This is a genomic window from Psychrobacter sp. UBA3068, from assembly GCF_002366815.1.
GTDB lineage: Bacteria > Pseudomonadota > Gammaproteobacteria > Pseudomonadales > Moraxellaceae > Psychrobacter > Psychrobacter namhaensis.
The window spans coordinates 374-14717 of sequence record NZ_DFBY01000027.1 but is presented as its reverse complement, the minus strand read 5'-3'; the positions used below and the strand labels follow the sequence as shown (position 1 = coordinate 14717).

9 protein-coding genes, 1 tRNA gene and 1 pseudogene are annotated in these 14344 nt (G+C 43.8%); all 11 read right to left on the bottom strand.

Annotated features, from left to right (window positions below; genetic code table 11):
• Nucleotides 1–55: 55 nt before the first annotated feature.
• The gene (locus tag B2P60_RS06810) at nucleotides 56–583 is read right to left on the bottom strand and encodes a DUF6586 family protein (RefSeq protein WP_286740182.1); all 528 of its coding nucleotides are present in this window, start codon (nucleotides 581–583) and stop codon (nucleotides 56–58) included.
• 273 nt (nucleotides 584–856) lie between these two features.
• Nucleotides 857–5074: a DNA-directed RNA polymerase subunit beta' gene (gene rpoC / locus B2P60_RS06805; protein ID WP_286740181.1), complete on the bottom strand. Its 4218-nt coding sequence runs from the start codon at nucleotides 5072–5074 to the stop codon at nucleotides 857–859.
• Nucleotides 5075–5226: 152 nt separating this feature from the next.
• Complete coding sequence (rpoB, locus tag B2P60_RS06800; RefSeq protein ID WP_193006702.1) at nucleotides 5227–9345, bottom strand: DNA-directed RNA polymerase subunit beta; 4119 nt, start codon at nucleotides 9343–9345, stop codon at nucleotides 5227–5229.
• Between the two features lie 739 nt (nucleotides 9346–10084).
• Nucleotides 10085–10456 (bottom strand): 50S ribosomal protein L7/L12, encoded by a 372-nt coding sequence (gene rplL, locus B2P60_RS06795; RefSeq protein ID WP_057761722.1) that lies wholly within the window; start codon nucleotides 10454–10456, stop codon nucleotides 10085–10087.
• Between the two features lie 126 nt (nucleotides 10457–10582).
• Complete coding sequence (rplJ, locus tag B2P60_RS06790; RefSeq protein ID WP_193006701.1) at nucleotides 10583–11110, bottom strand: 50S ribosomal protein L10; 528 nt, start codon at nucleotides 11108–11110, stop codon at nucleotides 10583–10585.
• Nucleotides 11111–11373: 263 nt separating this feature from the next.
• A pseudogene (locus B2P60_RS12350) lies at nucleotides 11374–11436 on the bottom strand (hypothetical protein); the annotation flags it as partial.
• A 109-nt stretch (nucleotides 11437–11545) separates the two neighbouring features.
• Entirely contained in the window at nucleotides 11546–12247 is a 702-nt protein-coding gene (gene rplA / locus B2P60_RS06785) for a 50S ribosomal protein L1 (RefSeq protein WP_193006700.1), read from the bottom strand.
• Nucleotides 12247–12678 (bottom strand): 50S ribosomal protein L11, encoded by a 432-nt coding sequence (gene rplK, locus B2P60_RS06780; RefSeq protein WP_193006699.1) that lies wholly within the window; start codon nucleotides 12676–12678, stop codon nucleotides 12247–12249. The genes rplA and rplK overlap by 1 nt, the downstream gene beginning before the upstream one ends.
• 92 nt (nucleotides 12679–12770) lie before the next feature.
• Nucleotides 12771–13301, bottom strand: a complete 531-nt coding sequence (nusG, locus tag B2P60_RS06775; protein WP_193006698.1) for a transcription termination/antitermination protein NusG — start codon at nucleotides 13299–13301, stop codon at nucleotides 12771–12773.
• A gap of 87 nt (nucleotides 13302–13388) precedes the next feature.
• On the bottom strand, nucleotides 13389–13874 hold the full coding sequence (gene secE, locus B2P60_RS06770; protein ID WP_193006697.1) for a preprotein translocase subunit SecE: 486 nt from the start codon (nucleotides 13872–13874) through the stop codon (nucleotides 13389–13391).
• A 51-nt stretch (nucleotides 13875–13925) separates the two neighbouring features.
• Nucleotides 13926–14001: transfer RNA gene (locus tag B2P60_RS06765), tRNA-Trp, on the bottom strand.
• Nucleotides 14002–14344: the final 343 nt, after the last annotated feature.

Sequence of the window (14344 nt, the reverse complement as noted above, 5' to 3'; positions counted from 1 at the left end):
CGTGTTTAGTGATTACTAAACACGCTTTTTTTAACCTTTGAAAATCCTATCCCTCCTAAAACTCAACCATACCAGCACGTAACTGCTCGATAAGCTCTAAAAGCTGCTGGCGCCATTCGCGTATGGTCGCCTCATCCGGTAACCACTGGTTTGACAAAGTCACAACGTTGACAATCAGATCCGCTGATCCCGCCGTATTATCACTTGGCCTTTCATCAACGATAGTATCGGGCGGTACCGCATATAAACAGCGCTGATAAGCACGCTCTATATTGGCCAGAAAACCTTGTTGTTGTAACTGCTGCAAGCGCTGAATTTCCGGCGACACCTGTGTCCGCTCGCTTAAGGCTTGCTCGATATCTATTAATGTGGGCGCTGTCATGTTTAAACTATAAAAATGACCAAGCTCCTGAATAAATGCCAATAAAGCACCATGTAAATGAAAAATAGCAGTCTCACAATGGGCTTGGTATAACTGCTTATCATTGGTACTTCCTGCAGATTGGCAAGATAAACGACAGAAATATAACTTTTGATTGGTTCGATCTGCTTGATATTTGGCAACACGGGTTTTACCTGCCATTTGCTATTTATCCTTGTATTGACAATAAACACTGACCAGTTGGTACAGTCATAACTTATCACGTGATGCTTTAAGTGTACTATTAACTGGACCGATTTTCTTAGAAATTATAACAGCCGAACCACAACGTGACCACGTCATCTCTACTCAGCCTACCAAATGTAGATTCACACTCAATTTTTTGACGATTTAAATGTTTAAAAACGCAAAAAAGCCAGCTTATAAGCTGGCTTTTTTATCACATTAAGAAAGTATCAAAAACAGTTAATAAGATTAATTATCTTGATTTAATTCTTGAGCAAAGGCTTCATCAAAGCTAGCAAAATCTTTGCTATCCGTGCTTGCGCCCATATCAAAGGCGGCATTCAGATCTTTATCTTGTAGCTTCTGATCCGCTTTTTCTTTACGTGTCTTGTGATAAGCAAGACCAGTACCGGCAGGAATCAAGCGACCAACGACCACGTTTTCTTTCAGGCCGCGTAACTCATCCACTTTACCAGTTACGGCAGCAGCAGTTAGTACACGGGTTGTTTCCTGGAACGAAGCCGCTGAGATAAAGCTTTCAGTAGCCAAGCTGGCTTTGGTAATACCTAACAATTGACGCTCATACTGTACTGGGAATTTATCTTCCGCTTCTAGCTTCGCATTCAATGCTTTGATATCCGCATACTCTACCTGATCGCCTTTGAAGTGGCTTGAATCGCCGCCATCGGTGATTTCAACTTTACGCAACATCTGACGAATAATAACTTCGATGTGCTTATCGTTGATTTTCACACCTTGCAGACGATAAACGTCCTGTACTTCGTTAACGATATAATCAGCAAGCGCAGTCTGACCTTTTAGACGTAGGATATCGTGCGGGTTTTGTGGACCATCAGCGATAATCTCACCACGTGCTACTGTCTCGTTTTCAAAGACGTTGATTTGACGCCATTTCGGGATCAGCTCTTCATGAACCTCGCCATCTTCATTGGTAATAATGAAGCGGTTTTTACCTTTGGTCTCTTTACCGAAGCTCACCACACCAGTCATCTCTGCCATGATGGCGTGATCTTTTGGACGACGTGCTTCGAACAAGTCAGCCACACGTGGCAGACCACCGGTAATATCTTTGGTACCAGAAGACGCTTGTGGTACACGGCCCAAGATCGAACCTGCTGCAACTTTTTCACCATCGCTGACGCGAATGATGGTCTCAGCTGGTAAGAAGTAAACCACTTCTTTGCCTTCGTCAGTGTTCAAGATAATCGCAGGACGTAAGTCTTTTGCTGAGCTTGAACGGTCACGAGTCGCTAGAATCTCAAATGAGCTCATACCAGTTGCATCGTCGACTTTGACCGTCGCCGTTGAACCATCAATGATATCACTGAAGCGTGCTGTACCAGCGAATTCTGTAATAATAGGATGCGTGTGCGGATCCCATTTAGCGATGGTTTGACCGCCTTCGACCTGCTCTTCATCTTTCACAAGTACGCTTGAACCATACGGTACTTTATAGCGCTCACGCTCACGGCCAAGCTCATCGGTCAAGGCGATTTCCGCTGAACGCGATACGATGACCAAGTGACCGTCTGTATGCTGTACCGTTTTCATGTTTTCAAAATGCGCTTGACCAGCATTACGTACAGAGATGCTGTTGTCCACAGACGCTGAGCTGGCTGCCCCGCCCACGTGGAACGTACGCATGGTTAACTGAGTACCAGGCTCACCGATAGACTGAGCGGCCATGACACCGACTGACTCGCCGATATTCACTTTATGACCACGGGCAAGATCACGACCATAACACTGTGAACATACGCCATGCTCAACATCACAAGTAATGACTGAGCGTACCCAGATGTCATCGATCGCATTATTATCAAGTACGTTTACCCAATGCTCATCGATCAAGGTACCCGCTGGGATCAAGACTTTTGAGTCATCATCGTTATAAGTCACATCACGAGCAGTCACACGACCAAGTACTAGCTCACCGAGTTTCTCGATGATTTCACCACCTTGGATATGCGGCTTCATGAGCAAGCCTTCTTCTGTGCCACAGTCATCACTGGTAATAACCAAATCTTGTGCCACATCAACCAAACGACGGGTCAGGTAACCTGAGTTAGCCGTTTTCAGTGCCGTATCTGCTAGACCTTTACGCGCACCGTGAGTTGAGATGAAGTACTGTAGTACGGTCAAACCTTCACGGAAGTTAGCCTTAATGGGTGTCTCAATGATTGAGCCATCTGGTTTCGCCATTAGACCACGCATACCTGCGAGCTGACGAATCTGAGCCGCACTACCACGAGCACCAGAGTCTGACATGATGAAGATTGAGTTGAACGACTTCTGCTCGTCTTCTTCACCTTGGGCGTTGATGACTTTATCAGTCGCCAAGTTGTCCATCATTGCTTTTGCGACTTTATCATTGGTACGTGACCAGATATCAACCACTTTGTTATAACGCTCACCAGCGGTCACAAAACCTTGCTCGAATTGATCTTCAATCTCGCGAACTTCGCCTTCTGCCACTTCAATGATTTGCTTTTTCAGTGGTGGAATGACCATGTCATCGATACCGATAGACACACCAGATAGCGTCGCTTGAGCAAAACCAAGATACATCAATTGGTCAGCAAACATGACACTTTCTTTTACGCCGACTTTACGGTAGCAAGAGTTGATCAGACGCGAGATGTTTTTCTTCGTCATCTCTTGGTTACACTCATCAAACGCCATACCTTTAGGCATGATGTTCCAGATAAGTAGACGACCAGCAACCGTTTCTTTCATGCTGATTTCTTTGGTTTCGTTACCATCTTCATCAATATGCGTTTCGGTCGCACGCACTTTAATTTTAGCGTTTACATGTAAATCGTTTGAGCCAATCGCACGCAATGCTTCATTGACGGTGGCAAAAACCATGCCTTCGCCTTTAGCATTGATAGATGAACGGCTGATGTAATACAGACCTAGTACCACATCCTGTGATGGTACGATGATCGGATCACCGTTCGCAGGTGACAAGATGTTGTTGGTCGACATCATCAAGGCACGTGATTCAAGCTGTGCTTCTAGTGTCAATGGCACGTGAACGGCCATTTGGTCACCATCAAAGTCAGCGTTGAACGCGGTACAAACAAGCGGATGCAACTGGATCGCTTTACCTTCGATCAATACTGGCTCAAATGCCTGTAGACCCAAACGGTGAAGTGTTGGCGCACGGTTAAGTAGTACTGGATGCTCACGGATAACCATGGCCAGCATGTCCCAAACTTGTGGCTCTTCACGCTCTACCATCTTTTTGGCAGCTTTAATCGTGGTCGCAAGGCCATGAGACAATAGCTTGTTATAAGTAAATGGCTTGAATAATTCTAGTGCCATTTTCTTCGGTAGACCACACTGATGCAAACGTAGTGTTGGACCAACAACGATGACCGAACGACCAGAATAGTCAACACGCTTACCAAGTAAGTTCTGACGGAAACGACCTTGCTTACCTTTGATCATATCAGCCAAAGATTTTAATGGACGCTTGTTACTGCCGGTAATTGCACGACCGCGGCGACCATTATCAAGCAACGCATCCACTGACTCTTGCAACATACGTTTTTCGTTACGTACGATGATGTCAGGCGCGCTCAGCTCAAGCAGACGCTTTAGACGGTTGTTACGGTTGATTACGCGGCGATAAAGATCGTTTAGATCTGATGTCGCAAAACGGCCACCTTCTAGTGGTACTAGCGGACGCAAATCTGGTGGTAGTACTGGTAAGATATTCATTACCATCCACTCAGGCTTGTTATTAGAATCGCGGAACGCTTCTAATAATTTAAGACGCTTAGACATCTTTTTAAGCTTAGTCTCAGAACCTGTTTGCGGAATCGCTTCACGCAGCTCATCAATTTCGATATCCATGTCGATATCTTTTAATAAGTCTTGAACCGCTTCAGCACCCATCTTAGCCGTGAATTCGTCACCAAATTCTTCTAGGGCTTTGTAATAATCTTCATCATCCAGCAACTGGTACTTCTCTAAAGAAGTCAGGCCAGGCTCAGTGACGATGTAGCTTTCAAAATACAGTACGCGCTCAATATCACGCAGCGTCATGTCTAGCAATAGACCGATGCGGCTAGGTAATGATTTTAAAAACCAAATGTGTGCCACAGGACTGGCTAGGTCAATGTGACCCATACGGTCACGGCGGACTTTAGCGGTGGTGACTTCAACACCACATTTTTCACAGATAACGCCTTGGAACTTACGGCGCTTGTACTTACCACATAGACATTCAAAATCTTTTACTGGGCCAAAAATCTTGGCACAAAACAGACCATCACGTTCAGGCTTAAACGTGCGATAGTTAATGGTTTCAGGCTTTTTTACTTCGCCATGTGACCATGATTTGATCACGTCAGGTGAGGCTAAAGTAATTTGAATGCTATCAAACTCTTGATTACCGTTGCCGGCAGGGCTTTGCATGATATCGAGTAAATCTTTCAAGTTGCTTCTCCGTTATCTTTATAATCATCTGACTGCAATCTATTGACGCAGATAAGATGAATGAAGGCAATGAATAGGGTTGAGACAAATCACTAAAAGCAGCAGCAATAAAGCAGGCTGCCTTTAGTGGACAACTAAGTTAAACAACGGGGTTAGTTGCTTTGTTTTAACTCAATATTAATACCCAGTGATTTGATTTCTTTGGTCAATACGTTAAACGATTCAGGCATACCTGGATCCATGTACTGCTCACCATCAACAATGTTTTTGTACATACGGGTACGGCCTTCAACGTCATCTGACTTCACAGTCAACATCTCTTGCAACGTATAGGTCGCACCATAAGCTTCTAGTGCCCACACTTCCATCTCACCAAAGCGCTGACCACCAAACTGAGCTTTACCGCCAAGTGGCTGCTGCGTGACTAGTGAGTAAGAACCCGTTGAACGCGCATGCATTTTGTCATCAACCAAATGGTTCAATTTGAGCATGTACATGTAGCCAACCGTCACTTTACGGTCAAATTTCTGACCAGTACGACCATCATATAAGGTTTGCTGACCATCGCGATCCATACCAGCAAGCTCTAGCAAGTCTTTGACTTGGCTTTCTCTTGCGCCGTCAAATACTGCCGTACCCATCGGTACACCGCCACGTAGGTTGTCTGCTAGCGCCATGATGTCATCATCACTCAAGCTATCAAGATCAACTTGCTCACCGCCGACTTGGTTATAGATTTTGTCCAAGAAGTCACGGAGCTCTTTGATCGCTGCTTGAGATTTGAGCATACCGTCAATCTTCTCGCCCAAGCCTTTTGCCGCCATTCCCAAATGCGTCTCTAGAACCTGACCGATGTTCATACGAGATGGTACACCAAGTGGATTCAATACGATGTCAACGGTATTACCATTTTCATCATAAGGCATGTCTTCAACCGGCATGATGCGCGATACCACACCTTTGTTACCATGACGACCAGCCATCTTATCACCCGGCTGAATACGACGCTTAACCGCTAGATAAACCTTAACGATTTTTTGTACACCATGTTGCAAGTCATCACCAGCAGTCAATTTGCGTTTTTTCTCAGCAAATTTCACATCGATGTCTTTTTGCTTATCAACCAAGTAGTCAGCGATTTGCGTGAGACGCTCAGAGATTTCCTCTTCAACTGGTTGGATATCAAGCAACGTCTCAAGGCTCATATCTTTCATATCAGCCAACGCCATGACCGTACCAGCTTTTAGACCAGCACCGCCACTAACTTTTTGACCATCTAACAGCGTACCAATACGACCACGAGCTGCTTCTTCAAAGATACGTAGTTCTTCTTTTAAATCTTTACGATAGCTGTCAAGTTGCGACTTTTCAATCGCTCTTGCGCGTGCGTCTTTTTCGACGCCATCACGGGTGAAGACCTGTACATCGATAACCGTACCTTTACTAGAGGTCGGTACACGTAGTGACGTGTCTTTTACGTCAGCCGCTTTTTCGCCAAAGATAGCCCGTAGCAATTTCTCTTCTGGCGTTAATTGCGTCTCGCCTTTTGGCGTGACTTTACCCACTAGGATATCACCAGCGTCAACTTCAGCACCGATATAGACGATACCTGCTTCATCAAGGCTTGATAACGCGGCTTCACCAACGTTTGGAATGTCAGCCGTGATCTCTTCTGTACCTAGTTTGGTATCACGAGCCACACACGTCAATTCTTGGATATGAATGGTAGTAAAACGATCTTCTTTCACCACTTTTTCAGACAGCAAGATTGAATCTTCGAAGTTGTAACCATTCCACGGCATAAATGCGATGCGAATGTTCTGACCTAGTGCTAGCTCACCAAGATCCGTTGATGGACCATCAGCTAAGATATCACCTAGGGCAATCTCGTCGCCTTGGTTAACAATGATACGTTGGTTGATACAGGTGTTTTGGTTAGAACGTGTGTATTTAATCAAGTTATAGATATCAATACCCGCTTCACCAGCAGTCATCTCGTCTTCGTTGACACGAACAACGATACGTGATGCATCAACATCTTCGATCACACCGCCACGCTTAGCGATCACACAAACACCAGAGTCACGAGCAACGTGACGCTCCATACCAGTACCTACTAACGGCTTATCAGCACGTAGCGTAGGAACAGCCTGACGCTGCATGTTCGAGCCCATCAAGGCACGGTTAGCATCATCATGCTCTAGGAACGGAATAAGACCTGCTGCGACCGAGACAACCTGACTTGGTGACACATCCATATGCGTCACTTTGTCAGCTGGCATACGAACAAATTCACCATAGCTACGTACACTAACCATCTCGTCACTTAACGCGCCGTCTTTGGTCATCGGGGAGTCGGCCTGTGCAATGACAGTACCCACTTCTTCAATCGCTGACAGATACTCGATCTCATCGGTCACTTGACCATTAACCACACGGCGATAAGGCGTTTCTAAGAAACCAAAGCTATTGGTTTTAGCAAATGTCGCTAGTGAGTTGATCAGACCAATGTTTGGACCTTCAGGAGTCTCAATCGGGCAGACACGGCCATAATGCGTGTCATGTACGTCACGTACTTCAAAGCCTGCACGTTCACGAGTCAGACCACCAGGACCTAGTGCTGATACACGGCGCTTATGGGTAACTTCAGACAACGGGTTGTTCTGATCCATAAACTGTGACAACTGGCTTGAACCAAAGAATTCTTTCACCGCAGCCGCTACAGGCTTAGAGTTAATCAAATCTTGTGGCGACAAGTTATCTGATTCCGCTGAGCTTAAACGCTCTTTGACCGCACGCTCAACACGTACTAGGCCAACACGGAATTGGTTTTCTGCCATCTCACCTACTGAGCGAATACGGCGGTTACCAAGATGGTCAATATCATCAACGTCGCCGCGACCATTACGAATCTCAATCAGCTCTTTTAGTACATTAACGATGTCTTCGTTGGTTAACACACTGCGTTCGCGTTGAACATCCGGATCATCTGTATTATCAAACTCTAAACCAAGGCGGCGGTTAAACTTCATACGACCGACATTTGATAAGTCATAACGATCAGCGTTAAAGAACATGCTTTCAAACAATTTTTCAGCCGTCTCAACTGTTGGTGGCTCACCTGGACGCATGACTTTATAGATTTCAATCAACGCTTCTTCACGGGTTGACGTACTGTCAGCACGTAGCGTATCTGCGATATAACTACCCTGATCGATGTCATTCGTGAATAGAATGCTGAATTCTTTAATAGCGCCACTGGCTTCAAACGAGTTTAATTTAACCAATAGTTCATGATCAATGAGCGTGTTGGCGCGAGCGATGACTTCATCATTCACGACGATATCTTCAGCCAAAATACGCTCATAGAGATATTCATCAGGCACAGCAATCTTCGTCATACCTGCTTCTTCAAGCTGACGAATACGGCGTGCATTAATACGCTTGCCTTGCTCAACAATCACCTCACCTTCAGGTGAAACGATATCAAACTGTGCCATCTCGCCACGCAAGCGATCAGCCACCAGATCAATCTCAAACTGCTCTTCGCCTTTGTAAACGCTTACTTTATCAAAGAACAGATCTAAGATTTCAGAAGTCGTCAGACCGAGTGCCCGCAGAATGATAGAAGCCAATAGCTTACGACGACGGTCAATACGAGCAAATACTAAGTCTTTCGCATCAAATTCAAAATCTAACCATGAGCCACGATAAGGGATGATGCGGGCGTTATACAGTACTTTACCACTTGAGTGTGACTTGCCTTTATCATGATCAAAGAAGACACCTGGTGAACGATGTAGCTGTGATACGATGACACGCTCAGTACCATTGATAATAAAGGTACCGTTCGCTGTCATCAACGGGATCTCACCCATGTAAACGCTTTGCTCACGGATGTCTTTGATCGCAGCTTTACTGTCTTTGTCTTTACTGTCTTTATCTTTGATGATTAAGCGGATTTTGACACGCATAGGCGCAGCAAACGTTGAACCACGCAAAATACACTCGCGCTCATCAAATTCTGGCGTACCTAAATAGTACTCAACAAATTGCAACTCAGCATTACCAGAGTGACTCTCAATTGGGAAAATAGAGGAATACGCAGCTTGCAAACCAGTATTCTCACGAGCTTTTGGCTTTTTATGCTCTTGCAAAAATTGCTCATAAGAATCTACTTGGATAGACAGCAAATAGGGAATGTCCATCACAGTGGGCAATTCAGCAAAACTTTTGCGAATACGCTTTTTTTCAGTATAAGAATATGCCATCGAGAGTCCTTACAGTAAACGTGGAAACAAATTAAAAGCGCGGCCAACCTGCATAAATACAATGCAAACTTAGCGACGTAAACGATAATATAAAACGGGTGTTCGTGTTCAACTCATATCTTTTTATCAACGACTACTTTACTAATCAGTGCTTGTTTAGCACACTGCACTTAATCGTATAATCGGTATCTAAATAAGTCTATATGACTACCCATACCAAAAAATTCAATATCATACAGTCTATTGCCCTTACGGCATCAGTCACAAACAACCTTACAAAAAAATATGACTACTCGGATTTTTCCAAGCTATCTGTCATCAAGCCCCATTTTGCATTTAGACAGCTCGTCATGGAAAACTCACGTCATCACTGACGGGTACCGTCTACAAGGCTACATACTGACAGCAAACCATGCTAAATGGATAACCTAAGATCAGTAGCTTTTTAGAATTAATAATAGGGATAACTATAACTTTTAGAATCAGTATAAACTATAGTGTTAATGGGAAAGCATGCAGACACAAAAAAATGCCAAACATCTACGGACGTTTAGCTCATATTAACTGATTTCAAAAACTGGCATGTGTGCTTGCATGTATATCGTCTGTCCTTTTGATGGGTATCCACCGTGATGTTGCATACGTATGTTGGCAGACACAAAAGGTCAAGCTACGAATTATAGTAAAAAAAAGCTGGCAATGCAAGGCATTACCAGCTTTTTTTCGTACAGCGTTAAACTTATTTTAGTTCAACAGTTGCACCAGCTTCTTCAAGTTTCTTTTTCAACTCTTCAGCTTCAGCTTTAGATGCGCCTTCTTTGATTGGTGCTGGAGCACTTTCAACCAAATCTTTCGCTTCTTTTAGGCCAAGACCAGTAGCTTCACGTACGGCTTTAATTACGCCAACTTTCTTCTCGCCAAAGCTGGCAAGAACAACGTCAAACTCGTCTTTTTCTTCAGCAGCAGCAGCAGCAGGACCAGCAGCAGCAGGTGCAGCAGCAACAGCAGCTGTTACGCCGAATTTTTCTTCCATGTCGCTGATTAATTCAACGATATCCATTACTGACATTTCAGCGATTGCGTTTAACACATCATCTTTAGATAGTGCCATGAGAACTCTCCGTTATCTGATAAAAATTAATTGATTTTAATATCGCTTTGATTACTTGCCAAATTTGAAAATAGGGTTGACAAAAAAATGTAACCAGCGATGTCAAAGTTACGTTAAAACAAGCAATTAAGCAGCTTCTTTTGCGTCTTTGATTGCCGCTACCGTGCGAACGAACTTGCCAGGAACAGCGTTCATAGTCTGGACAAGCTTGGTCACTGGTGCATTCATAGTAGCCATCAAGATAGAGATTGCTTCGTCGCGAGTTGGTAGCTTCGATACGCGCTCTAGCTCTTCTGGACCATAAACTTCACCACCGACTGATACCAATTTGGTCTCTAAAGCTTTGTTCTCTTTGCTAAAGTCGAAAACGACTCGAGCTGCAGATCCCAAATCTTCCATAGAGAAAGCCAAAAGTAGTGGACCAGTCATACGGTCTGACATGCTCTCAAACTTAGTGCCTTCAAAAGCGCGTTTTGCTAGGGTATTTTTTACCACTTTCAAAACCACGCCTTTCTCACGGGCTTGTTCGCGCAGCTTAGTAAGCTTTGCAACACCAATACCATGATATTCGGCAGCTACTGCTGAGTAAGCATTAGCAGCAACTTCAGACACTTCAGCCACAACTTGTTGTTTTTGCTCTAGCGTTAATGCCATAAGTTGACTCCTTTAATCTTATCAATCAGCTCAGTACTTCAATACTTAAAAACCTAAGTTTTCATTTATTAAACGTCTGGCTTAGACTGACTTGATACGACACGTTATTTGTAAATAATATAAAAATAAAATCTACTCATAACGACTGATTACGGCACCGTTATCAGAATGACATCAAGTGATAGATTAAACTATCGGCTCTTATCAACAACTGGGTGGGTCACCGTCTGCGTAGGACAACTAAGATTTTCATCTTTTGTCGATTAACAAAAGCAGCTCGTGGTTATTACTAATAATCCAAAAATCACTATCAATAACGCAAAACCGCTCTCTACCTACGGTCTTAGACAGCATAGCGTATGCTACACTGACCTAATTCTTTAAAAGACTTTTGTCGCCTTTATTTGAAATTGTCAAATAAAGGCATATACTTAATTATTTTGCTGTGCGATATGGAACTGGATCAATACTTAGACCAGGACCCATCGTGCTAGACAAGGTGATTTTCTTGATGAAAGTACCTTTAGAAGTAGCAGGTTTAGCACGTTTTAGATCGGTAATTAGTGCTTCAGCATTTTGGATTACTTGCTCAGCAGTAAAACCAACTTGACCGATAGTGGTATGAATAATACCCGCTTTATCTACACGGTACTGTGCTTGACCGGCTTTCGCGTTTGTCACAGCTTCAGCAACGTTTGGCGTTACTGTACCGACTTTTGGGTTAGGCATCAGGCCACGTGGACCTAGGATCGTACCCAACTGACCAACAACACGCATCGCATCAGGAGCGGCGATAACAACATCAAAGTCCATGTTGCCAGCTTTGATTTCTTCTGCAAGATCTTCAAAACCAACGATGTCTGCACCAGCTTCTTTAGCAGCTTCAGCAGCAGCGCCTTGAGCGAATACAGCAACGCGTTTGGTTTTACCAGTACCAGCAGGTAGGTTGGTAGCGCCACGAACCACTTGATCAGATTTACGTGGGTCAACGCCCAAGTTTACTGCGATATCAATAGACTCTTTGAATTTTAGCGCAGGCAAATCATTTAAGATTTGAACGGCTTCTTCCATAGTGTATTGTTTTTCGTTATCAATACGGCTTTGAATTTCTTTTTGACGTTTGGTTAGCTTAGACATTATACACCCTCCACGGTAATACCCATTGAACGAGCGGTACCAGCGATGGTACGGACAGCAGCATCAAGATCAGCAGCAGTTAAGTCTGCATCTTTGGTCTTAACGATTTCTTCTAGTTGCGCACGATCAACTTTACCGACTTTAGCGGTGTTTGGTGTACCTGAACCTTTAGCAATACCAGCAGCCTTACGTAGTAAGTACGCAGCTGGTGGTGATTTCATGATGAAGGTAAAAGACTTATCGCTGTATACAGTGATCTCAGTTGGAATCGGTAGACCCGGCTCTTGACCTGAGGTTGCAGCGTTAAATTCTTTACAGAACGCCATGATGTTCACGCCTTTTTGACCCAATGCTGGACCAATAGGTGGTGAAGGATTTGCTTTGCCTGCAGGCACTTGCAGTTTGATGTAACCATCAATCTTCTTAGCCATGATTTTCTCCTAAATGGGTGATAGCGCCAAATCAATCCTGTGTAGACACAGTGCGGATTAACAGCTCCCCGGTTGATGAAATTTTTGCGGGTTTAGTCCAGTTTCTCAACTTTACTAAACTCAAGCTCAACCTGAGTCGGTCGATTAAATACGTTTACCGTTAGATGTAGCTTAGATTTCTCATAGTCCACTTTCTCTACCAACCCTTTAAAGTCAGTGAATGGACCATCAATAACCAACAATTCTTCGCCTGGTTCAAATAGCGTCTTAGGACGTGGGTCAGTTTCAGTCTGATTGAGACGATTTAAGATACGATCGGCTTCTACTTGCGTAATGGGCGCTGGCGTTTCAGGTGTGCCACCTACAAAGCCCATAATACGTGGGCAGTCTTTAACGATGTGCCAAGTATTATCGTTCATGTCCATCTGGATCAATACGTATCCTGGAAAGAACTTACGCTCGCTCTTACGTTTTTTGCCGTCTTTCATTTCAACGACTTCTTCAGTAGGAACCAACACATCACCGAACGACTCAGCGAAGTCACTACGATTAATACGATCAGTTAATGAACGTTGTACTTGTTTTTCATATCCTGAAAACGCTTGGACAATATACCAACGCATATCACGCTCCTAATCGTTATAAGTAAAAATTTGAGTGGCAGTATTTAAATGAAAGGCAATCGTAATACACGATCAACTTCAAAACACTTAACCAATAAATATGCCAACGAACCAATTAAAAAAGTTATCTAGTAACCACACGAAAAACCCGACAATAGCAATCACGACAATAACTTGCCATGTGTATTGGAAGGTTTCGTCTTTACTTGGCCATGTCACTCGGCGAAGCTCAACAGCGGCGTCTTTTAACAATATTTTAAAAGCGCGACCTTGATGCGTTAACGCCAAGCACACAACTGCAACTACAATGAGGGCAACGATGATACCAATACGTACCCAGACATCATTGGCGGGTTGCCAATAACCGGGTAAATACTGATTAACTAACGTTGCGCCTATCAAAAGCACTGCGGCAAGAAGCCACAAAATCAAATCTTTTATTGAGCCCGTCTTAGCAACTTCAACAGCAGAATTATTACCCGCTGAAACATGCTTATCTTTAGACAGCATTCCACCAGCAACCGCCTTGGCATCAGATAACTTAGTCTCGAGGTTATCTTGATTATTGCTCATAAAGAACTCGCTTCGGAGATGGTGAGGTACAACAAAGAAATGATAAGAAGATGGCAGGCGATGTAGGACTCGAACCTACAACCCTCGGTTTTGGAGACCGATGCTCTACCAATTGAGCCAATCGCCTATGGGTGTAAAGGACAGCATTATACAATATTTAGCATAAAATGCAAGCCCTTAGCGGTAAAATTGTTTTATTACCCTAACTTGCCTCTTATACCAGACTGCTGTTTGTCAGTCAGTCTTTTGTCAAAACCGCTAACCTGCACGGCTTATAAGAAGCAGCGTTAATATAGCAAGCAACGTCACAGATTACAATACCAATGAGAACAAATAAACGTGGATGTGAGCCGGTAGTGTGTTTGAAAAATAAGCACTCTATTTTTGCTTTATCACGTATGTAGCACTTCCCCGCCCCCATAAAAAAAGCCATCCTCTAAGAGAACGGCTTTTTTATGACTAACTCAAAA